Source organism: Streptomyces sp. NPDC048288, from assembly GCF_043201555.1.
Lineage (GTDB): Bacteria > Actinomycetota > Actinomycetes > Streptomycetales > Streptomycetaceae > Streptomyces.
Map to the genome: position 1 here is coordinate 20,932 of NZ_JBICZD010000003.1, position 20,838 is coordinate 41,769.

Annotated in this window: 23 protein-coding genes; 7 read left to right on the forward strand and 16 right to left on the reverse strand. The window is 72.3% G+C overall.

Annotated features, from left to right (window positions below; genetic code table 11):
* Positions 1–10: 10 nt before the first annotated feature.
* The 5 genes from ACGFZS_RS11390 to sigE all read right to left on the reverse strand — a co-directional run bounded on the left by ACGFZS_RS11390 (position 11) and on the right by sigE (position 4,922).
* The gene (locus ACGFZS_RS11390; RefSeq protein WP_393794897.1) at positions 11–682 is read right to left on the reverse strand and encodes a hypothetical protein; all 672 of its coding nucleotides are present in this window, start codon (positions 680–682) and stop codon (positions 11–13) included.
* Positions 683–919: 237 nt separating this feature from the next.
* Positions 920–1,354 (reverse strand): sec-independent translocase, encoded by a 435-nt coding sequence (locus tag ACGFZS_RS11395; RefSeq protein ID WP_393794898.1) that lies wholly within the window; start codon positions 1,352–1,354, stop codon positions 920–922.
* Positions 1,355–1,555: 201 nt separating this feature from the next.
* On the reverse strand, positions 1,556–3,082 hold the full coding sequence (locus ACGFZS_RS11400) for a S1C family serine protease (RefSeq protein ID WP_393794899.1): 1,527 nt from the start codon (positions 3,080–3,082) through the stop codon (positions 1,556–1,558).
* Positions 3,083–3,237: 155 nt separating this feature from the next.
* On the reverse strand, positions 3,238–4,209 hold the full coding sequence (locus ACGFZS_RS11405; protein ID WP_393794900.1) for a zf-HC2 domain-containing protein: 972 nt from the start codon (positions 4,207–4,209) through the stop codon (positions 3,238–3,240).
* The gene (gene sigE / locus ACGFZS_RS11410) at positions 4,206–4,922 is read right to left on the reverse strand and encodes an RNA polymerase sigma factor SigE (protein ID WP_355722805.1); all 717 of its coding nucleotides are present in this window, start codon (positions 4,920–4,922) and stop codon (positions 4,206–4,208) included. The genes ACGFZS_RS11405 and sigE overlap by 4 nt, the downstream gene beginning before the upstream one ends.
* Positions 4,923–5,172: 250 nt before the next feature.
* On the opposite strand from sigE, the gene ACGFZS_RS11415 reads away from it, so the two are divergent.
* Entirely contained in the window at positions 5,173–5,856 is a 684-nt protein-coding gene (locus ACGFZS_RS11415) for an O-methyltransferase (protein WP_359226459.1), read from the forward strand.
* Positions 5,857–5,967: 111 nt separating this feature from the next.
* On the opposite strand, the gene ACGFZS_RS11420 is transcribed toward ACGFZS_RS11415, so the two are convergent.
* Positions 5,968–6,135 (reverse strand): DUF3117 domain-containing protein, encoded by a 168-nt coding sequence (locus tag ACGFZS_RS11420; protein WP_069751535.1) that lies wholly within the window; start codon positions 6,133–6,135, stop codon positions 5,968–5,970.
* Positions 6,136–6,514: 379 nt separating this feature from the next.
* Here ACGFZS_RS11420 and ACGFZS_RS11425 point away from each other — a divergent pair, with 379 nt between their 5' ends.
* Complete coding sequence (locus ACGFZS_RS11425; protein ID WP_355722802.1) at positions 6,515–7,318, forward strand: enoyl-CoA hydratase-related protein; 804 nt, start codon at positions 6,515–6,517, stop codon at positions 7,316–7,318.
* Between the two features lie 81 nt (positions 7,319–7,399).
* Here the strand turns inward: ACGFZS_RS11425 and ACGFZS_RS11430 are convergent, their stop codons facing one another.
* Entirely contained in the window at positions 7,400–7,987 is a 588-nt protein-coding gene (locus ACGFZS_RS11430; RefSeq protein WP_393794901.1) for a DNA-3-methyladenine glycosylase I, read from the reverse strand.
* Complete coding sequence (locus ACGFZS_RS11435) at positions 7,984–8,352, reverse strand: DivIVA domain-containing protein (RefSeq protein ID WP_393794902.1); 369 nt, start codon at positions 8,350–8,352, stop codon at positions 7,984–7,986. The genes ACGFZS_RS11430 and ACGFZS_RS11435 overlap by 4 nt, the downstream gene beginning before the upstream one ends.
* 122 nt (positions 8,353–8,474) lie before the next feature.
* On the opposite strand from ACGFZS_RS11435, the gene folP reads away from it, so the two are divergent.
* Positions 8,475–9,335 carry a dihydropteroate synthase gene (gene folP / locus ACGFZS_RS11440; RefSeq protein WP_393794903.1) on the forward strand — a complete coding sequence of 287 codons (861 nt, stop codon included), beginning with the start codon at positions 8,475–8,477 and terminating at the stop codon, positions 9,333–9,335.
* 43 nt (positions 9,336–9,378) lie between these two features.
* Here the strand turns inward: folP and ACGFZS_RS11445 are convergent, their stop codons facing one another.
* Positions 9,379–10,137 (reverse strand): TIGR00730 family Rossman fold protein, encoded by a 759-nt coding sequence (locus ACGFZS_RS11445; RefSeq protein WP_355722791.1) that lies wholly within the window; start codon positions 10,135–10,137, stop codon positions 9,379–9,381.
* A gap of 104 nt (positions 10,138–10,241) precedes the next feature.
* Entirely contained in the window at positions 10,242–11,321 is a 1,080-nt protein-coding gene (gene dapE / locus ACGFZS_RS11450) for a succinyl-diaminopimelate desuccinylase (protein ID WP_393794904.1), read from the reverse strand.
* Between the two features lie 93 nt (positions 11,322–11,414).
* Between dapE and ACGFZS_RS11455 the strand changes: the two genes are divergently transcribed.
* Both ACGFZS_RS11455 and ACGFZS_RS11460 read left to right on the forward strand, forming a co-directional pair.
* Positions 11,415–12,422: a heavy metal transporter gene (locus tag ACGFZS_RS11455; RefSeq protein WP_393794905.1), complete on the forward strand. Its 1,008-nt coding sequence runs from the start codon at positions 11,415–11,417 to the stop codon at positions 12,420–12,422.
* A 271-nt stretch (positions 12,423–12,693) separates the two neighbouring features.
* Positions 12,694–13,131, forward strand: coding sequence for an ATP-binding protein (locus tag ACGFZS_RS11460; protein WP_393794906.1), 438 nt, complete (start codon positions 12,694–12,696; stop codon positions 13,129–13,131).
* Positions 13,132–13,299: 168 nt separating this feature from the next.
* Here the strand turns inward: ACGFZS_RS11460 and ACGFZS_RS11465 are convergent, their stop codons facing one another.
* Both ACGFZS_RS11465 and fdxA read right to left on the reverse strand, forming a co-directional pair.
* On the reverse strand, positions 13,300–14,394 hold the full coding sequence (locus ACGFZS_RS11465) for a bifunctional succinyldiaminopimelate transaminase/glutamate-prephenate aminotransferase (RefSeq protein ID WP_393794907.1): 1,095 nt from the start codon (positions 14,392–14,394) through the stop codon (positions 13,300–13,302).
* Positions 14,395–14,523: 129 nt separating this feature from the next.
* The gene (gene fdxA / locus ACGFZS_RS11470; protein WP_079659886.1) at positions 14,524–14,844 is read right to left on the reverse strand and encodes a ferredoxin; all 321 of its coding nucleotides are present in this window, start codon (positions 14,842–14,844) and stop codon (positions 14,524–14,526) included.
* A gap of 140 nt (positions 14,845–14,984) precedes the next feature.
* Here fdxA and ACGFZS_RS11475 point away from each other — a divergent pair, with 140 nt between their 5' ends.
* Together ACGFZS_RS11475 and ACGFZS_RS11480 are read left to right on the forward strand one after the other, a co-directional pair.
* Positions 14,985–15,995: a GNAT family N-acetyltransferase gene (locus ACGFZS_RS11475; protein WP_393794908.1), complete on the forward strand. Its 1,011-nt coding sequence runs from the start codon at positions 14,985–14,987 to the stop codon at positions 15,993–15,995.
* Between the two features lie 50 nt (positions 15,996–16,045).
* Positions 16,046–16,909, forward strand: a complete 864-nt coding sequence (locus ACGFZS_RS11480) for a transglutaminase-like domain-containing protein (protein WP_393794909.1) — start codon at positions 16,046–16,048, stop codon at positions 16,907–16,909.
* 253 nt (positions 16,910–17,162) lie between these two features.
* On the opposite strand, the gene ACGFZS_RS11485 is transcribed toward ACGFZS_RS11480, so the two are convergent.
* The 4 genes from ACGFZS_RS11485 to ACGFZS_RS11500 are packed head-to-tail and all read right to left on the reverse strand — an operon-like array spanning position 17,163 to position 20,663.
* Positions 17,163–17,777, reverse strand: a complete 615-nt coding sequence (locus tag ACGFZS_RS11485; RefSeq protein WP_359226437.1) for a response regulator transcription factor — start codon at positions 17,775–17,777, stop codon at positions 17,163–17,165.
* The gene (locus ACGFZS_RS11490) at positions 17,774–18,973 is read right to left on the reverse strand and encodes a sensor histidine kinase (RefSeq protein ID WP_393795453.1); all 1,200 of its coding nucleotides are present in this window, start codon (positions 18,971–18,973) and stop codon (positions 17,774–17,776) included. The genes ACGFZS_RS11485 and ACGFZS_RS11490 overlap by 4 nt, the downstream gene beginning before the upstream one ends.
* Positions 18,974–18,978: 5 nt before the next feature.
* Positions 18,979–19,719 (reverse strand): ABC transporter permease, encoded by a 741-nt coding sequence (locus ACGFZS_RS11495; protein WP_393794910.1) that lies wholly within the window; start codon positions 19,717–19,719, stop codon positions 18,979–18,981.
* Positions 19,716–20,663: an ABC transporter ATP-binding protein gene (locus ACGFZS_RS11500; RefSeq protein WP_393794911.1), complete on the reverse strand. Its 948-nt coding sequence runs from the start codon at positions 20,661–20,663 to the stop codon at positions 19,716–19,718. Before ACGFZS_RS11500 ends, ACGFZS_RS11495 begins: the two co-directional genes overlap by 4 nt.
* Between the last annotated feature and the right edge of the window lie 175 nt (positions 20,664–20,838).

The following is a 20,838-nucleotide window of genomic DNA, read 5'->3' on the forward strand; positions in this document are numbered from 1 at the left end:
CGGAGGACCGTCAGGCGTACGCCTCGATGTCCTTGATCATCGCGAAGCCGAGCCCGTATGCGCTCATCCCGCGCCCGTACGCGCCCAGGTGGACCCCTTCCGAGGTGGAGCCGGCGAGGACCCAGCCGAACTCGGACTCCCGGTAGTGGAAGGGGGTGGGGACGCCGTCGACGGGCAGGGACAGGGTGGACCAGGCGTCGCCCGCCAGGTCGTCGGCGAGTTCCCAGGCCGTCTCGGTCTGCTGCTCCAGCCAGTCGTCACGGAGGCTGTGGTCCATCTGGCCGGGCCAGGTGAAGGAGAGCAGGCCGACGCCCGCCAGCCAGGCGGCGGACGACACCGTCGTGGCCTCCAGCAGGCCCGTGCCGTCGGCGCTCCGCCGGGACGGGCTGGCCGCCACCGTCACGACCACCGCGAACTTCTCCCTCGGCTCGCCGACCGACGAGGCGAGGTGCTCATTGCGTACGGACGGCTCGTCGCCGTGTCCGATCGAACCGTGTTCCACCGCGCCGTCGGCCGCCGCACCCACCTGCATCAGCCAGCGCGGCCCCGTGAACGCCTCGTCGAGGCCGTACCAGGGAAAGGTCGCCAGCAGGTAGCCGTCGACCGTACGACGGACGGAGGGGACCTGCTGTCCGTTCTCCGCGACCGGTGTCTGTCCGCCCACCCGACTTGTCGTCTCCATCTGCCCGGACGCCTCCTTGCTCCAGTCGGTCCGGGGCGGCCCGCCCCCCTTCGGGCGCACTCGTCCGGTCCGCACAACAACTCGGCAGCATATCCACCTTGCCGGGACCAGCAGCGAAACCGCCCGGTGCGTGGGTCGCGCGGGCGGCGGGTTCAAGCCGTCGGAGACGCCTGAGCGGCGCACATGCGCTATGAAACGCGTCACGTACGCCGCTCAGGTCCAGGTGGGTGAGGAGGCTCAGGTGGCGTCCGCGTCGAACGGCGGACGGTCGTCCTTGCCGGGCTCCTCGGGCTTCTTGGTCATGTCGATCCGGCCACTCCCCGAAGAGGGCGAGGAGGGCGAGTCGGTCTCGCGGCTGTGCACCGCGTCCGTGACCTCGGCCATCTCCTTCTTCAGGTCGAAGCCGTTGCGGATCTCCTTGAGCCCCAGTTCGTCACCGTCGATGTGCTTGCGGATGAACGTCTTGGGGTTGAGGTCCTCGAATTCGAAATCCTTGAACTCCGGGCCCAGTTCCTGGCGGATGTCCGCCTTGGCGCTCTCGGAGAACTCCCGGATCTTGCGGATGGTCCGCATGACGTCCTGGATGACCTTCGGGAGCTTGTCCGGACCGAAGACGAGCACGGCGAGCACAATGATCGTCACCAGCTCGAGTGGTCCTATGTCATTGAACACCTGAAGCTCCTTGCGATGTCCTCGGTCCTCGGCCCTCCGGTCGCTGTTGCGGCTGTTCCGTGGTCCGGGCCGGGTCCACGGTACCCGGCGGACCTGTCCGACCGGTACCGTCCCGAGGTGTCCGACTGCGTGTGTACGACCGGTTTTCCGGGTTGTTTGCCTAGTCGGGGCACGGACGGGGTCTCGCCTGTGAGGTTTCTGTCAGTTCCTGTCCGAAGACCCGAGGACCAGCGTGAGCCGTTTCTCGGCGCCGGCGCGTTCGACGGTCAGGCTCAGCCGGTCGCCGGGGCGGTGCGACCGGGTGCGGACGATCAGTTCCTCGCCGGAGTGGACGGGCTGCCCGTCGAGCGCGGTGATGACGTCGCCCGCCGCCAGTCCGGCGCGGGCGCCGGGGCCGTCCACGGTGACCGCGGGTCCGCCGTCGGCGGCCTTGGCGTCGATCCGGGCGCCGTCGCCGGTGTAGCCCATGTCCAGGGTGATCCCGATGACCGGGTGGGTCGCCTTCCCCGTGGCGATGAGCTCCTCGGCGACCCGCTTGGCCTGGTTGATCGGTATGGCGAACCCGAGTCCTGTCGAACCCGCCCCTCCGTCGCCGGGGCCGTCCTGGTCGTCGGCGGACCGGATCGCGGAGTTCACCCCGACGGCCCGGGCGTGGACGTCCAGCAGGGGGCCGCCGGAGTTGCCCGGGTTGATCGGGGCGTCGGTCTGCAGGGCGTCGACGTAGGACACGTCACTGCCGTCGCCGCTCCCGCCGCCCGAGGTGATGGGCCGTTCCTTGGCGCTGATGATCCCGGCGGTGACGGTGCCCGGCAGGTCGAAGGGGGCGCCGATGGCGACGACCGGGTCGCCGACGCGGACGGCGTCGGAGTCGCCGAGCGGCAGCGGGGTGAGGTCGCGCACGCCGTGCACCTGGACCACGGCGAGGTCGTAGCCGGTGTCGCGGCCGACGACCGTCGCCCTGGCGGCGGTTCCGCCGCTGAAGGTGACGGTGATCCGGCCGCCGGCGGACACCGCGGGCGCGACGACGTGGTTGTTGGTCAGGATGTGCCCGCGCGCGTCGAGGACGAAGCCGGTGCCGGTGGCCTGTTCGCCGGCGCCGGAGACCCGCAGGGTGACGACGCTGGGCAGGGCCCGTGCGGCGATCGCGGCGACGCTGCCCGGAGGCCGCCCGGGCGGCGGCGGGCCGGGCTGGGGCAGCTGTACGGACTCCAGCCCGCCGGTGCGCTCCAGATAGGCGCCGATCAGCCCGCCGACGGCGCCGGAGACCACCGCGAGCAGCAACGCGCCCGCCACGAAGGTCCGCCGGCTCCTCGTCCGGCGCCGCTCCCACGGCGCGACCGCATCGGCCTGCTGGAGGGACGCCCGCCCGCCGCGGGGTTCGTCGAGCGGCAGGGGCAGGGGCGGCAGCGGTGACGGTGGCTGCCGGGCGGCTTCGGGCGAGGCGGCGGCCGCCCGCGCCGGTTCGCCGTCGCCCCCGGAGCCGCCGCGCTCACCGCCTGCGGAGCCCGTAAAGCCCTCGGCCTCGGAACCCTCGGAGACCTCTCGGACGTTCCTCGCGCCCGGGGTCGCCCCCGGTCGCGCGAGTTCGCGATGGCCGAGGCCGAAGTCGCGGTCGGTGTCCACGGCCGCCTCGCTCGGCGCGGCGGCTGTCACCTCCTTCGCCCGCTCCCCCGTGGCAGGCACCGCGTCGCCGGGTGTCTCCGGTGACGTCGGTATCCCCTCGTCCATGTTCTCCTCGTGGGCTGACCACGGCCCCCTGCACGGGCGGGCTCGCGGAAGGTCGAATCCGTGCCCGGGACAGCGCCACGGGCATGGCTGGTTCACAGGATTCAACCAGGTTCACGGGCCACCCGGCAGGAGCGTTCAGCAGGTGGTACGGCCGGTCAGTGGGCCGTGCGCGAGGAGCGGGAGTGAGCGGGGGACGGGGAGGAGGGGGCGGAGGTCGTGTCGGGGACGGGTGCGGCGAACAGGCCGGTGCCGGTCGCCTCGGGGGCGTTCCACGAGGTGAGGGCGAACGGCGGGGTGGCGGTCAGCGGTCGTATCAGCGGGGAGACCGCGGCCGCACCGGCCATGACCGGCGCGGTGAGTGCGCGCAGCGCCCTCTGCCCGGCGGCCGGGGAGGGGACCCCGGGCAGCAGCGGTGCGGAGACCGAGGTGGGGACCGCGGTCGTGCCGCCGAGCAGGGTGCCGGAGGCCAGCAGCGGGCTGAGCGAGCGGCGGCGCTGCGAGTCGGCGGCGCCGGAGGTGCCGGTGCCCGCCGTACCGGCCGGGGCGACGCTGCCGCCGCCGGTGGAACGGGCGTCGGCGGCCGGGTAGCCGGGCATGCCCGCGGTGACCCCGCCGAGGGCGACGGCGGCCAGCGAGACGGCCCCGGCGGCGACGAACGCGAACCGCATGCCGCGCGAGGCGGAGCGGTCGCCGTCCGGGCGGCCGACGGGGTGGATGCGGAAGCCCCGGTCGGCGACCGCGGCCGGGTCGTGCGGGCGGGCGGGGACGTAGCCGAACTCGAAGCGGTCCTCCCGGCTCACGCCGAAGATCCCGTCGGCGGCTCCGCGCCCCGTGGGGCCTCCCCCGGCGAACGGCGAGCCGCCGCCGTCCGGGTCGCCCCCGGGCAGGCCCTGGAGACGGGCCAGGAAGCTCTCGGAGGGCGGCGGCGGGGCCGCCTCCGCGAAGACGCTCTTCAGCGCGCGCTGGGCGTCCGCCTCGGCCTTGCACCGGGCACAGGTGGCCAGGTGGGCGAGGACGCGCTCGCGCGACTCATGACCGAGCTCTCCGTCCACCAGGGCGGAGAGTCGATCTCCCAGATGCTGTTCGGCGAGCGCACGCTCGGCGGGTTTCGGTCGTGATCCACTCACGCGGTCGCGCCCCCTCCTCCCAGTGCGGGAACACGGGGCACGAAGGAGCGGCGCTCGGCCTTGCGGACCCCCGGGTCGCGGTGCGCGAGGGCCTTGCGCAGCTGGGAGCGGCCGCGGTGGATCCGGGAGCGGACCGTGCCGAGCTTGACGCCCAGGGTCGCGGCGATCTCCTCGTACGACAGGCCCTCGATGTCGCACAGGACGACGGCGGCGCGGAACTCGGGCGCGAGGGTGTCCAGGGCCTGCTGGACGTCGGCGTCGAAGTGCGCGTCGTTGAAGGCCTGCGAGGGGGTGGGCTCGCGGCTGGGCAGGCGCTCGGCCGCGTCGTCGCCGAGGGCGTCGAAGCGGATGCGCTGCTTGCGCCGGACCATGTCGAGGAACAGGTTGGTGGTGATGCGGTGCAGCCAGCCCTCGAAGGTGCCCGGCGAGTAGGTCGACAGCGAGCGGAACACGCGGACGAAGACCTCCTGGGTGAGGTCCTCGGCGTCGTGCTGGTTACCGGTGAGGCGGTAGGCCAGGCGGTAGACGCGGCCGCTGTGTGTGCTGACGATCTCCTCCCACGTGGGCGGAGTCCATGCCTGCCCGTCCGCGTCGGTGGAGAAGGTCGCGGTCCGGTCCTCGCCCATGGCGAGCGCGTCGGCGTGGCTGGGGTCAGCAGCGGTGTCGTTCACGGATTTCGGCCTGCCTGCCGACCCGAGGAAGCGCCGCAGCACTCCTCCCCGATCCCCAGGCGCGGCCGCACCTCCCCTGTCGGCTCTGGTGGTGTCCAGTGGAGCCCCTACCATAGCCACCTCGCCCGTTAGCACCGGATAAGCGGTTTTACAAGAACTTGATCTGTGCTGACCCGGCTCGTCCGTCCGCATCAGCGGTTGCTCGACCGCCCGCTCGTCATCGTGATCCATTCGTGTCCCCCCGCCTTCTCTTCCACCCCCATAAACGCCTGGTCCCATCTGCGGGTTCCCGGTGCCAACGGATACAGTCACGCCCAGGCAACCACGGGGACAGGAGAGGGTCATTACCGGCAACCGGCAGACGAGCTGGGCGTTCGCCGACGCCTTTGTCGCCGAGGACGAAGCACTGCGCTGGGCCCGGGACCGGGCCCGCGAGGCGGGGCTGCGCTCGGTGTCGCCCGGCACGGGCGCCGCGCTGCGTCTGCTCGCCGCCTCCGTGGACGCCAAGGCCGTCGCCGAGATCGGTACGGGCTGCGGGGTGTCCGGCATGTACCTGCTGCACGGCATGCGCCCGGACGGCGTCCTGACGACCGTCGACCCCGAGCCGGAGCACCAGCAGTTCGCCCGGCACGCCTTCCGCGCGTGCGGCTTCGCCAGCAACCGGGCCCGCTTCATCCCCGGCCGCGCCCTCGACGTACTCCCCCGCCTCGCGGACGCCGGCTACGACCTGGTCTTCTGCGACGGCGACCGGCAGGAGTACTCCGACTACCTCGCTGAATCGTTGCGCCTGCTCCGGCCGGGCGGACTGGTCGTCTTCGAGGGCGTCTTCGCCAACGGCCGCACGGTCGACTCCGGTCCGCAGCCCACCGAGGTGCTGCGGCTGCGCGAACTGCTGCGCACGGTCCGGGAGAGCCAGGAGCTGATGCCGTCGCTGCTGCCGGTGGGCGACGGGCTGCTCTGCGCGGTCAAGCGCTGAACCCGGCGGACGCCTCGCCCCGGCAACGGCCGGGCACCTCCCCCAGACACGGCTGCGCCCCGGCACCGCGTGCGGTACCGGGGCGGCCGAAAGGGTTTGGGCGCTGACGCCTCAGCCGACGACGTTCTTGAGGGCGTCGGCGAGCGCCGCGGCCTCGTCAGGGGTCAGCTCGACGACGAGCCGACCGCCGCCTTCGAGCGGAACGCGCATGACGATGCCCCGCCCCTCCTTGGTCACCTCGAGCGGGCCATCACCCGTCCGCGGCTTCATGGCCGCCATGCTCGTTCCCCTTCCTGACAACAGCTCATCGTCTACCGACGGCCCTGGAGGGCACGCGTGATCCTCAGCGGACACGCGACACCGGCATCGAACACATTGCTTCCAAGCCATTATCCCGCATCTCAGGACCCGATGACCAACATCAGTCGGCATCGCTTGGGCAACGCACGCGAGCAAAACCACTCAATTCGGCGATGTGACTGCGATACTGCGCCGACGCACGTCCTTACGCCGACCGAGTCGCCCCCGGTTTTCTTTGACGCAGGTCACACGTCGGGTCCGGTCCCCGGACGGCGATCTCCGCCATGCTGTCCCTCGGGCATCGACGTACTGAGCGGTACGTCAGCCGCGACGACGATGACGACGGAGGGGACGCACCATGGCCGACACCGTGCTCTACGAAGTGAGCGACGGGCTCGCGACGATCACGCTCAACCGCCCCGAGGCGATGAACGCGCTCAGCATCGCGACGAAGGTCGCCCTCCGGGACGCCGCGCAGGAGGCGGCGGCCGACCCGGCGGTCCGGGCGATCCTGCTGACCGCGGCCGGGGACCGGGCGTTCTGTGTGGGGCAGGACCTCAAGGAACACATCACGCTGCTGGCGTCCGACCGGGAGACCGGGGGCGGGCAGACGATGACGACGGTCCGGGAGCACTACAACCCGATCGTGCGGGCGCTGGTGTCGGCGCCGAAGCCGGTGGTGGCCGGGGTGAACGGGGTCGCCGCCGGGGCCGGGTTCGGGTTCGCGCTCGCCGCGGACTACCGGGTGGTCGCCGATACGGCCGCGTTCAACACGTCGTTCGCGGGGGTGGCGCTGACCGCGGACTCCGGGGTCTCCTGGACGCTGCCTCGGGTGGTGGGGCCGAGCAGGGCCGCTGACCTGCTGTTCTTCCCTCGGAGCATCAGCGCGCAGGATGCGTACGAGCTGGGCATCGCGAACAAGGTGGTGCCGTCCGGCGAGCTGCGGGCCGAGGCGGAGAAGGTCGCGCGGGCGCTGGCCGCCGGTCCGACGGTGGCCTATGCGGCGCTGAAGGAGGCGGTGGCCTTCGGGCTCGACCACTCCCTGGACGAGACGCTGGACAAGGAGGACGAGCTGCAGACCCGGGCCGGGGCCTCCGAGGACCACGCCATTGCCGTGCAGGCTTTCGTGAACAAGGAGAAGCCCAAATATTTGGGGCGGTGACTCGTCGTGGGGAACTGCGGGTGTGGTGTGGCTGGTCGCGCCCACGCGGCGGCAGCCGCACATCGACTCAGCCCCGCGCCCCTATGGGGCGCTCCTCGCCACGCATGTTTCCAGGTGGTCGTTGACCAGGCCGCAGGCCTGCATCAGGGCGTAGGCCGTGGTCGGGCCGATGAAGCGGAGGCCGCGCTTCTTGAGGGCCTTCGAGAGGGCCGTGGACTCCGGGGTGACCGCCTGCACGTCGGACAGGGTCCTGGGGGCCGGGTAGACGCCCGGGGCGGGGGCGAAGGACCAGATCAGAGTGTCCAGCTCGCCCGGCTCCCAGTCCGCGAGGACCTTCGCGTTGGCCATCGTCGCGTCGATCTTCGAGCGGTTGCGGATGATGCCGGCGTCGGCGAGGAGGCGCTCGCGGTCCTCGTCGGTGAACGTGGCCACCTTCTCGATGCGGAAGCCGGCGAAGGCGGCGCGGAAGCCGGGGCGGCGGCGCAGGATCGTGATCCAGGAGAGGCCCGACTGGAAGGCCTCCAGGCTGAGGCGTTCGTAGAGGGCGTCGTCGCCGTGGACCGGGCGGCCCCACTCCTCGTCGTGGTAGGCCACGTAGTCCTCGGTGGACAGGGCCCAGGGGCAGCGCAGTCCGCCGTCCGGGCCGGCCAGGGCCGCGCCGTCGGTCACGGCCGGTCCTCCGGCTGGGGCTTGTCCAGCGAGGTGTGGGAGGTGTGCGCGGTGTGCGGCGCGGTCTGGGCGCCGGCCAGCGCGGACTCAAGGTCGGCGATCCGGGCGTCCCGCTCCGCGAGCTCGGCGCCGAGGCGGCTGAGCGCGTCGTCGACGTCCGCCATGCGATAGCCGCGCGGGGCGAGCGGGAAGCGGATGCTCTCCACGTCCGCGCGGTTCACCGGGCGGTCCGGGGGCAGCGGGTCCTGGAGCCGCTCCGGCGCCACCTCGGGCAGCGGGCCGCTCTCGCCGCCGCTCACCACGGAGAGCGTGACCGCGGCGACCACGACCGCGAGCGCGACGACCAGGAACAGGAACATAACCATCGCGGTGGCTCCCAGGGCTTGCTCAGTGTCGAATGTGTCTGTGTCCGATCGTGCCATGCGAGTCTGACAGTTAGGGTCGCAGGCGGCCGTACCGAGGGACTTACTACGAGAGGTCACAGGCGATGCTCAGGCTGGGCAGGCGGGAATTCGCACCCCACGAACCGGTGATCATGGCCATCGTGAACCGGACCCCGGACTCGTTCTACGACCAGGGGGCGACCTTCCGCGACGAGCCGGCCCTCGCGCGCGTGGAGCAGGCGGTCGCCGAGGGGGCCGCCATCATCGACATCGGCGGGGTGAAGGCCGGGCCGGGCGAGGAGGTCACCGCGGCCGAGGAGGCGCGGCGCACCGTCGGGTTCGTCGCGGAGGTGCGCAGGCGCTTCCCGGACGTCGTGATCAGCGTGGACACCTGGCGGGCGTCGGTCGGGGAGGCCGTCTGCGAGGCCGGGGCGGATCTGCTGAACGACGCCTGGGGCGGGGTCGATCCGGGGCTGGCCGAGGTCGCGGCCCGGTACCGGGTGGGGCTGGTCTGCACGCACGCGGGAGGGGCCGAGCCCCGGACCCGGCCGCACCGGGTGACGTACGACGACGTCATGGCCGACATCCTGCGGGTGACCCTCGGGCTGGCCGAGCGGGCCGTCGCGCTGGGGGTGCCCCGGGAGTCGGTGATGATCGATCCCGGGCACGACTTCGGGAAGAGCACGCGGCACAGCCTGGAGGCGACGCGGCGGCTGGGCGAGATGGCGGAGACGGGCTGGCCGGTCCTGGTCTCGCTGTCCAACAAGGACTTCGTGGGCGAGACCCTGGACCGGCCGGTGAAGGAACGGGTGATCGGTACGTTGGCGACCACGGCCGTCTCCGCGTGGCTGGGGGCGCAGGTGTACCGGGTGCACGAGGTGGCGGAGACCCGGCAGGTGCTGGACATGGTGGCGTCGATCGCCGGGCACCGCCCGCCGGCGGTGGCCCGGCGGGGCCTGGCGTAGTCCGTCGTCCGCGCCGGGCCCCCGGCCGCCTTCCCCGGCGCCCCTAGCGGGCCGCCTCCTTGGAGACCAGGGCCACCGCCTCGTCCACGTCGTCCGTGACGTGGAACAGGAGGAGGTCCTTCTCGGACGCCTTGCCCTGGGCGATCAGCGTGTTCTTCAGCCAGTCGACCAGGCCGCCCCAGTACGCGCTGCCGAACAGGACGATCGGGAAGCGGGTGACCTTCTGGGTCTGGACGAGGGTGAGGGCCTCGAAGAGCTCGTCGAGGGTGCCGAGGCCGCCGGGCAGGACCACGAAGCCCTGCGCGTACTTGACGAACATCATCTTCCGCACGAAGAAGTAGCGGAAGTTGAGGCCGATGTCGACGTACTGGTTCAGGCCCTGTTCGAAGGGCAGCTCGATGCCGAGGCCGACGGAGACGCCGCCCGCCTCCAGGGCGCCCTTGTTGGCCGCCTCCATCGCGCCCGGGCCGCCGCCCGTGATCACGGCCCAGCCGGCCTCGACCAGGCCGCGGCCGAGCTTCACGCCCGCCTCGTACTCCGGCGAGTCCACCGGCGTCCGCGCGGAGCCGAAGACGCTGATCGCGGCCGGGAGTTCGGCGAGCGTGCCGAAGCCCTCGATGAACTCCGACTGGATGCGCAGCACCCGCCAGGGGTCGGTGTGGACCCAGTCGGAGGGTCCGCCCGCGTCGAGCAGGCGCTGGTCCGTCGTGCTCGCGGTCACCTGACCGCGCCGTCGGAGGACCGGTCCCAGGCGCTGCTCGTCCGGCGGCACCTTCTTCCCCTCAGGGTTACCGGTAGGCATATAAGCGCTCCCTCCGCTTGCAGGTGTTTCCACCTCAGCGTAGATCCGCGCGGGTTACAGGCGCGGGACGTCGGCATGTCCGGTGCGAAGCCGCGCCGTGTGACTCAGCTGGTCAGCCAGGTGCGCAGCCGCTCCTCGCCGGCCAGGATCTTGGCGATTTCCACCCTTTCGTCCCGCTTGTGCGCCAAGTGCGGGTTGCCGGGGCCGTAGTTGACCGCGGGGACACCGAGCGAAGAGAAACGGGAGACGTCGGTCCAGCCGTACTTGGGCATCGGGGTGCCGCCGACCGCCTCGATGAAGGCGGCCGCGGCCGGGTGCGAGAGGCCGGGCAGGGCGCCGGGGCTGTGGTCGTCGACCACGAACTCCTCGACCCCGCAGTCGGCGAAGACCTCGTGGACATGGGCGAGGGCCTCGGCCTCCGACCGGTCCGGCGCGTACCGGAAGTTGACGGTCACCACGCACTCGTCGGGGATGACGTTGCCCGCCACCCCGCCGGAGATGCCGACCGCGTTGAGGCCCTCGCGGTACTCCAGGCCGTCGATGACCGGGTAGCGCGGCTCGTACGCGGCGAGGCGGGCGAGGATCGGGGCGGCCGCGTGGATCGCGTTGGAGCCCATCCAGGAGCGCGCCGAGTGCGCGCGCTCCCCCTTCGTCCTCAGCAGCACGCGCAGGGTGCCCTGGCAGCCGCCCTCGACCTCGCCGTCCGAGGGCTCCAGGAGGACCGCGAAGTCGCCCTCCAGCCACTCCGGACGGTCCTCGGCGACATGCTTGAGGCCGTTGAGGTCGGCGGCGACCTCCTCGTTGTCGTAGAAGACGAAGGTCAGGTCGCGGTTGGGGGCCGGGACGGTGGCCGCGATGCGCAGCTGGACCGCGACGCCGGACTTCATGTCGCAGGTGCCGCAGCCCCACAGCACGCCGTCCTCGTCCAGCCGGGACGGCACGTTGTCGGCGATCGGGACGGTGTCGATGTGGCCGGCCAGGATCACGCGCTCGGCCCGGCCCAGGTTCGTCCGGGCGATCACGTTGTTGCCGTACCGGTCGACCGTCAGGTGCGGCAGCGCGCGCAGTGCGCTCTCGATCGCGTCCGCGAGCGGCTTCTCGGTGCCGCTCTCCGAGGCGAAGTCGACGAGCTGCGCGGTGAGCACGGCGGCGTCCGAGGCGAGGTCCAGCGAGGTGTCGGCCATGGCCTCGACCCTAGCGCTCCGCGTCCTCCGGGCTGATTCACAGGCTTCCGGACCCGGCGGTGGACGGCTCGTACTCTCCAGTATGTTGTACGCGTGCCAGAGCCGTCCCCCAACCGTCCCAAGCGCCGCGGTCGCCTCCTGCGTTTCGTGTCCGGCGTGCTCATCCTGTGTGCCGTCGCGGCCTATCTGGTCGTCCAGTACGTGACCGGAGGCGGCGGAGCCGAGGGCTGCAAGGTCGTCTCGGGCCGCAGCGACGGCGAGTCGTACCAGTTCACGCCCGAACAGGCGGTGAACGCGGCGACGATCGCCGCCGTCGGCACCGGACGCGGTATGCCCGAGCGGGCGGTGGCCATCGCGCTGGCGACCGCGATCCAGGAGTCGGGGCTGCGCAACATCGAGCACGGCGACCGGGATTCGCTGGGCCTGTTCCAGCAGCGGTCCTCGCAGGGCTGGGGCACCCCGAAGCAGATCCTGGACCCGGCGTACGCGGCGGGGATGTTCTACGCGCACCTGGCCAAGGTGGCCGACTACGAGAGCCTGCCGCTGACGGTGGCCGCGCAGCGCGTGCAGCGCAGCGGTTACCCGGAGGCGTACGCCAAGCACGAGACCGACGCCACGCTGCTCGCGGCGGCGCTGACCGGGCAGGCGGCGGCCACACTGACCTGTGACGGGCGGCCGGCGGCCACGACCGAGGCGGCGGCCACGGCGACCGGTCCGGACGCGGTGCGCACCGCCCTCGTACGGGACTTCGGGCGGGACGCGGTCGAGGAGGCCGGCGCCGAGGTCAACGGCAGTTCGGCGAAGTCGCCGACGCCCACGCCGAGCGTGACCGCCACGGCGCACGGGCGGACCGTGACCGTGCCGGTGCCGGAGGGGAAGAAGACCGACAAGGCGGGCCGTACCGAGAGCGAGCGCGGCTGGCAGCTCGCGCACTGGGCGGTCGCCAACGCCTCGGCGCTGCACATCCAGCGGGTGTCGTACGCGGGCCGGGAGTGGGCCGCCGGGAGCACGGACAGCCGGTGGCAGGCGGCGGCCGGTGCGCAGAGCACGGGCGGCGCGGAGAAGTCCGCGGGTTCCGTACGGATCGTCACCGGGCAGTAGTTCGGGGTTTCACTCCGGCGGGTCGGCCCGGGCGGAACGCACAGGTGGCGTGCTCAGGTTTTCGCACGGTCACTCCCGCACGCCCGAAATCCCTTGGGAACGCTCAGCCGTAAGGATTCTGCAGAGGCACCGGCGGGGCACTGTTTGCCCGTTTTTCTCCACACCCGATAATGCGATGCGTTATCAATTCTTTACCTTGGGCCTCCGCAACCTTCGCGGGCTTCGAGCGGTAGTCACGGCGATCACGTTCCCTCCCGTCGAATGGAGCATCATGTCCCTCCCTCTGACCCGCCGGATCGCCCGTGCCGCGCTGCTCGTCGCAGCGGGAGCGGCTGCCGGGGTCGGTGCGGCCGGCTCCGCCAGTGCGGCCCCGAGTCTGCCGGCCACCCCCGACCTGGGCGGTCTGACCGCGCTGGACGGGGCGAGCGTCGGCAACACCGCCGACGGTACGGCGCAGCACGTCACCGGGGTCGTCGGCCACACCGGGGGCAAGGCCGTCGAGTCGGCGGTGCCGGCCGCGGGCAAGACCGGTGGCAAGACCGTCAAGAAGGCGGCACCGGTGGTGCAGCACACCGCGGGTGACGCGGCCGGCTCCGCCGGTGGGCTGCTGGGTGACACGGCGTCCACCGCGACGAAGGGCGGCGGGCTGCCGACGGACGGGCTCGCGAAGGGCGGGCTGCCGGTGAAGGGGCTGCCGCTGGGCGGCTGACGCCGACGCGGTCACGCCGGTGAGTTGAGAAGGGGCCCGGGGTTTTCCCTGGGTCCCTTCTCGTTGTGCGTCGGGTGCGGGTGGGTGGGGCTGGTCGCGCCCACGCGGCGGAGCCGCACATCGATACAGCCCCGCGCCCCCAAAGGGGCGCTCTGGCTGGGGCGCGTATTAAGAAAGCCGCTCCACTGCCGCTCGCACGCGCTCGTCCGTCGCCGTCAGGGCCACGCGTACGAAGTTCTCGCCTGCCTCGCCGTAGAAGTCGCCCGGTGCGACCAGGATGCCCATCTCGGCCAGGTGGGCCACGGTGGCCCAGCAGGACTCGTCCCTGGTGGCCCAGAGGTAGAGGCTGGCCTCGCTGTGCTCGATGCGGAAGCCGTGGGACAGGAGGGCCTCTCGGAGGACCGTACGACGGGAGGCGTAGCGCTCGCGCTGCTCCTGGACGTGGGTGTCGTCGGAGAGGGCCGCCACGACCGCCGCCTGGGTGGGGGCGGAGGTCATCATGCCGCCGTGCTTGCGGATCTCCAGGAGGGGGCCGAGGACCGCGGGGTCGCCGGCGAGGAAGGCCGCGCGGTAGCCGGCGAGGTTGGAGCGCTTGGAGAGCGAGTGGACGGCGACGATGCCGTCGTAGGAGCCGCCGTTGACGTCCGGGTGCAGGACGGAGACCGGGTCGGCCTCCCAGCCCAGTTCGAGGTAGCACTCGTCGGAGAAGAGCAGGATGCCGTGGGCGCGGGCCCAGGCGACGATCTCGGTGAGTTCCCGCTTCGAGAGGACCTTGCCGGTCGGGTTGGACGGGGAGTTCAGCCAGAGGAGCTTCAGGTTCGCCGGGTCCAGGTCGCGCGGGTCGTCGTAGACCTCGTGGTCGGCGCGGGCGAGGCGGGCGCCGACCTCGTAGGTGGGGTACGCGAGGCGCGGGTAGGCCACCTTGTCGCCGGGGCCGAGGCCCAGCTGGGTGGGGAGCCAGGCGACGAGTTCCTTGGAGCCGACGATCGGCAGGACGTGGCGGTGGGTGACCTCGCGGGCGCCGAGGCGGCGCTCGACCCAGCCGGTGATCGCGTCGCGCAGCGCCGGGGTGCCCCAGACCGTGGGGTAGCCGGGCGAGTCGGCCGCGTCGATCAGGGCCTTCTGGATCAGGTCGGGGACCGGGTCCACCGGGGTGCCGACCGACAGGTCGACGATGCCGTCCGGGTGCGCCGCTGCCGTCTTCTTGTACGGCTCCAGCTTGTCCCAGGGGAAGGTGGGCAGACGGTCGGAGACTGCGGACACGGTGGGTGGCTCACTTTCTTCGGTACGGCCGGTACGGCAAACGCCTCGGTCCCGTACGGCGCCGATCGGGCGTGATCAGGGCGTACGGGACCGAGGCGGCACGATGATGCGGCGGGCCGCCGGTGCGGACTACTCGGCCTGCGGGGGCAGCGCGGCGACGAACGGGTGGTCGCGCTCGATCAGGCCCAGCTTGCTGGCGCCGCCCGGGGAACCGAGGTCGTCGAAGAACTCGACGTTCGCCTTGTAGTAGTCCTTCCACTCCTCCGGAGTGTCGTCCTCGTAGAAGATCGCCTCGACCGGGCAGACCGGCTCACAGGCACCACAGTCGACGCATTCGTCCGGGTGGATGTACAAGGACCGCTGGCCCTCGTAGATGCAGTCGACCGGGCACTCCTCGATGCACGCCTTGTCCTTCACGTCGACACAAGGCTGCGCGATGACGTAGGTCACGCTGTCGTTCCTCCTCGATTGGGCGCTGGCGGGCCTCCGTAGGCTCCGCCGCCTGGCGCGCGGGAGCGCGGCGTCGTCGATGCCCGCCCCTAGTATCTCCGTTCCTGGGCATGATCCGAACAGGAGGGGTGAACTGACCAGTGGAAATCTCTGCCGCGGGACGCTTCGAGGTCCGCATCACCGCTGCTGACGTGGGTAAACGGGTCTCCGTGCGACGTTTGACCGGGAATGACGTCCCCGAGGAGAAGTTCACCGACACGGTGGGTGTTCTCACATCATGGGACGACGACGGCGTGCTGACGATCACACGGCGGGACGGGGCGACCGTCCGGATACCGGAGTCCGCGCTGGTGGCGGGCAAGGTGGTGCCGGCCGCCCCGGCGCGCCGACGGGGGCCCGCGGCGACGTACGAGGAACTCGCGCGGGTCGCCGCGCGCGGCTGGCGGCCGGTGGAGAGCGAGCGGCTCGGCGCGTGGGAGCTGCGCGCCTCCGGAGGGTTCACCCGGCGGGCCAACAGCGTGCTGCCGCTCGGCGATCCCGGGCTGCCGCTCGACGCGGCCCTGGAGGCCGTACTGCGGTGGTACGGCGTACGGGGGCTGCCCGCGTACGTGCAGACCGCGACCGGCGCCGAGGGCACGCAGGAGCTGCTCTGCGCGGAGCTGGAGCGGCGCGGGTGGACGCGTGAGGTCAGCGCCGAGCTGTGGGTCGGGGGGCTGGCGCCGGTGGCGGACCGGGCGGAGGGGGCCGGGGTGCTGCTCGCCCGGGCGGCCGACGAGGCCTGGCTGGCGCGCTACCAGCGCAAGGGCGTGAGCGAGGTCGCGTTGCGGGTGCTCGGGAGCGGGCCCTCGGTGTGGTTCGCGACCGTGCCGGGGGCGCAGGGGGGTGCCCCGGCCGCCATCGGGCGGTTGGTGGTGGACGGCCGGTGGGCCGGGTTCGCCGCCGTCGAGGTGGATCCGGCGCTACGACGGCGGGGGCTGGCCGGCGAGGTGATGGCCGCGCTCGCCCGGCGCGCGCTGGAGGAGGGCGCGTCGGCCGCCTGGCTCCAGGTGGAGACGGACAACGAGGCGGCGCGGGCGATGTACGCGCGGCTGGGCTTCGCGGCGCACCACGCGTACCACCACTACCGCGGGCCGGAGGCGGACGGGCGCTGAGTCCGGGCGGCACAGCGGTACGGATCATTCCGAAGGGGCACGAGACAGCTATGCACTCCCGTCGACCACACCCATGCCCGCCGTCGTCCGAGCGGGCCGCCGAGGTACGGGGGCGGTTCGCCCAGGAGGCGCGGTCCGAGCGGCCCGATCTGGCGACGCTGTGCCTGCTGCTGGGCGCGGCGGCCGACGGCTCGCTCGACGAGGACGGGATCGACGCCGCGCAGATGGAACTGGACCGGCTGGCCGGGCAGCTGCCGTACCGGCCGGGCGGACCGCACGACTGGGCCACGGCGGCGCACCGGGTGCTGGGCGAACGGTTCGGTTTCCATGGCGCCGCCGCGGACTACCGCCGGCTGGAGTCCTCGCTGCTGCACGAGGTGCTGCGGCGGCGGCGCGGGCTGCCGATCCTGCTGTCCGTGGTGTGGCTGGAGGTCACCCGGCGGGCCGGGGCGCCGGTGTCCGGGGTCGCGCTGCCGGGGCACTTCGTGGTCGGCTTCGGGGCGGCGGAGGAGCAGGTGCTGGCCGATCCGTTCGACGGGGGGCGGGTGCTGACCGGGGCGGACGCCGAGATGCTGGTGGTGGGGGCGGCGGGGGTGCCGCTGGAACCGGCGATGCTGGAGCCGGCCGATCCCCTGGACGTCGTACGCCGGATCCTCAACAACGTACGGGCCTGGGCGGCGGCCCGTCCCGAGCGGTCGGACGTGGGGCTGTGGGCGGTGGACCTCTCGCTGCTGCTGCCGTCGCATCCCGCGCGACTGCGGTACGAGCGGGCGCGGTTGCTGGTCGAGCGGGGTGACTTCGTCGACGGGGCCGAGGAGTTGGACCAGTACGCGGGGTTGATCGACGTCGTCGACGAGGGCGCGGCGGAGAAGGTGCGCGGGGAGGCGCGGGCTGCTCGGGCCCGTCTCAACTGAGGGGGTTTGTGGGCCTGTTCGCCGTAGGGGTGGCGGCGCGTGGGCGGCTGCGGCTGTGTGGGGGGCTGGTCGCGCAGTTCCCCGCGCCCCTTGGTTGGCTGCGCTGCCCGGCGCCGACATGTCACCGCTGCCTGTCAGGCTCACTCGCGTCCATCACCATGGCCTCCGCCGGTCTCTTCGATCCGCCGCGATGGCGCTCGGCCACGACGGCGTGGTCGGCGGTGCCCGGTCGGCCGCAACCCTCTGAACCGGCCTACAGCCAGCCCTTCTCGCGTGCGATGCGGACTGCTTCCGCTCTGTTGCGGACGGCCAGTTTCTGGATGGCTGTCGAGAGGTAGTTGCGTACCGTGCCCTGGGAGAGGTGGAGCGCGGCTGCCAGCTCCGCGTTGGTGGAGCCGTCGGCCGCCGCGCGGAGGACCTCTCGTTCGCGGTCGGTCAAGGGGTTGGCGCCCTCGGCGAGGGCCGCTGCCGCGAGGGTGGGGTCGATGACGCGTTCGCCGGCGAGGACCTTGCGGACGGCCTGGGCGAGTTGGGCGGCGGGGGCGTCCTTGACGAGGAACGCGTCGGCGCCCGCTTCCATCGCGCTGCGCAGATAGCCGGGGCGGCCGAAGGTGGTGAGGACGACCAGCTTCACCGCGGGCAGCGCCTCGTGGAGCCGGGCGGCCGCCTCGATGCCGGTGCAGCCCGGCATCTCGATGTCGAGCAGGGCGACGTCGATGTCGTTCGCCCGGGCCGCGGCCAGCACCTCGTCGCCGCGCGCGACCTGGGCCACGACCTCGATGTCGTCCTCGAGTCCCAGCAGGGCCGCCAGTGCCTCGCGGACCATCGACTGGTCCTCGGCGAGGAGAACCTTGATCGTGCTGCTCATGCACCGGATCCTACGGCCAGGCCGGAGCCGAGGGGCACCCGGGCGACCAGCCGGAAACCGCGCTTCACCCGGCCCGCCTCCAGCGTGCCGCCCGTCTTCTCCAGGCGTTCGGTGAGCCCGGTGAGACCGTTGCCGGGGCCCTTGCCCGAGCCGCCGGATCCGTTGTCCTCGACGGCGAGTTCGAGGACCGGCCCGTCCAGGGTCTGACGGCGCAGCAGCTCGACCGTGCAGAGGCTCGCGCCGCTGTGCCGTACGACGTTGGTGATCGCCTCGCGCAACGCCCAGGCGAGCGCCGCCTCACACTCCTCGGGTACACCCATGAGGTCGGGGTCGACCGGGACCTCGGCGGTGACCGCCGCGGCGGTCAGGGCGACCTGGGCACCGGCCAGTTCGGCGGCGAGCCGGGGCCGCCGGTAGCCGGTGACGGCCTCCCGGACGTCCACCAGGGCCTGGCGGCTGACCTGTTCGATGTCGGAGACCTGCTGGGCCGCCTTGTCGGGGTGGTCGGGGAGCATCCGGCCGGCCAGCTCGCTCTTCAGGGTGATGAGGGAGAGCGAGTGGCCGAGCAGGTCGTGCAGGTCGCGGGCGAGGCGCAACCGCTCCTCGTTGGCGGCCAGTTGGGCGACCCGGGCGCGGGCCTTGCGCAACTCGATGGTGGTGGCCACGAGTTGCCGTACCCCGGTCATGGAGAAGCCGACCAGGAGCACCACCAGGAACAGGCCCCAGGCATCGTCCATGTCGTGGGCGTGCCAGCCCGCCAGCATCATGGCGGCGGTGGTCAGCGGGATCGTCCAGTACGCGACGCGGAGCGGAAAGGTCACTCCGCACATCACGGAGACGTACACGAACAGGCCCAGCCAGTGGCTGCCGAGGCTGAAGGCCAGGACGACCGCGAGCGTCCACTCCCCGGCGATCGCGGCGGCGACGATCCCGCCGCGGAAGGGCCGGCCCATGGAGCGGAAGACGATGGACAGGTAGATGCCGACGAAGGCCGTCAGCCCCACCCAGCCGGCCACCGTGGCGCCGGTGCCGTGGCGGCCGGAGGACAGGTCGTCCACCGGGGAGGCCAGGAAGACCAGCCACGGCAGGACCCACACCAGCTTGCGCAGCGCCTCGGGCCGGTTGCGCGGCGGCAGGCCGATCCGCACCAGCCGGTCCGCCCGGGCTTCCTCACCGGATCGCAGGTCTTCCGTCATCGTGCTCACGCCTTCAGCGTGTCCTTCCGGTACAGCCAGGCCGCGCCGCCGACGAACAGGGCGAAGAAGACGACGAGGATGGCGATGTCCTGGGCTTTCGGGGCCTGGCTCTGTTCGATGGCCCGTCCCAGGGCAGCGTACGCGTGCGTGGGCAGCCACTTCGCGATGTCCTGGAGCCAGGTCGGGAAGGAGGAGGACGGCCACCACAGGCCGCCGAGGATCGACAGGCCGAAGTAGGTGATCATCGTGATCGGGCGGACCGCGTCGCCGCTCGCCAGGTATCCGATGGCGACGCCGAGCGCGGCGAAGACCAGGCTGCCGGCCCAGATCGCGCCGGTGAGCGCCAGCCACTGCCAGGCGTCCAGTCGTACGTCCTTCACGGTCGCGGCGACCAGGAAGACGACGACGATCGACGGCAGGCTGACCACGGCCGCGCTCGCCGTCTTCGCCAGCACATAGCCGCGGCCGGGCAGGGTCGTCAGCCGCAGCTGTCGTACCCAGCCGCTCTCGCGTTCCTTGGCGATGCGCTCGCTGTTGCCCATCAGGACGGCGGTGAGGGCGCCGAAGGAGGCCATGGAGACCATGACGTAGGCGGCGACGGACAGGCCCGAGTCGTCGACGGTGTCGCCGGTGCCGCCCTGGCTGGCGACCAGCAGGAAGATGATCGACGGGTAGATCACCGAGAAGAACAGGAACTTGCGGTTGCGCAGGGCGCGGGCGAGTTCCAGCTTGATGAGCGCGTTCATGACTGCGGGGCCTCCTTGGCCTCTTCGGCCTCCGTGATGGCGACGAACGCCTGCTCCAGGCCGAGCCCGGCGACTTCGAGGTTGCGGGGGTAGACGCCGAGGCCGTACAGCGCGTGGACGGTGGCGTCGGCGTCGGACGACTGCATGCGGACGGTCTGGCCGGAGACGTCCATGCCGGTGAGGAAGGGCAGTGCCCGCAGCGGCGCCTCGTCGATCCCGCCCTCCAGGTCGAAGGAGATCCGGCGGGCGCCCGCCTTGGCCTTGATCTCGGCGGCCGTCCCGTCGGCGAGCAGCCGGCCCCGGTGCAGCACCAGCACCCGGTCGGCGATGGCGTCGGCCTCTTCGAGGTAGTGGGTGGCGAAGAGGACCGTACGGCCCTGGTCGGCCTGCTCGCGCATGGTCGCCCAGAAGGCCTGACGGGCGGAGACGTCCATGCCGGTGGTCGGCTCGTCCAGGATGATCAGGTCGCTGTCGCCGGCGGTGGCGAGGGCGAAGCGGACGCGCTGGGACTGGCCGCCGGAGAGCTTGTTGACCTTGCGGTCGGCGATCTGCGAGATGCCCGCGCGGGCGAGGACGTCGGTGACCTTGTACGGCTTCGGGTGCAGGTCGCAGGCGAGCTTGACCAGTTCGCGCACGGTGACCTCGTCCATCAGGCCGCCGCTCTGCAGCATCGCGCCCACCCGTCCGGCGACGATGGCCTCGCGCGGGCTGGTGCCGAAGACGCTGACCGTGCCGGTGTCGGCCTGCTTGAGGCCGAGCAGCAGGTCGAGCGTGGTCGACTTGCCCGCGCCGTTGGGCCCGAGCAGGGCCACGGTCTCCCCCGGGTGCAGCCGCAGCGAGAGCCCGTCGACGGCCCGCACGTTCCCGTAGGTCTTGCTCACTCGCTCGAACCCGACCACCACCGGGGTACCGGTGCCCGTCGTCGTCGCCGCTGTCGTCGTCATGCGTCCATGCTGGCGGCGACCGCCTGACCGGGGGCAGTGCCGACCGTCCGGAGAGCGGCATGACAGATGTCATGGGCAGGGGGTGACACGACGAGAGGGGGGGCCCCGCGGGGGGCCCCCCCTACTCTTCCGGGGTGGGGATCAGCTGACGTCGGAGGCGTCCAGGCGGTACAGG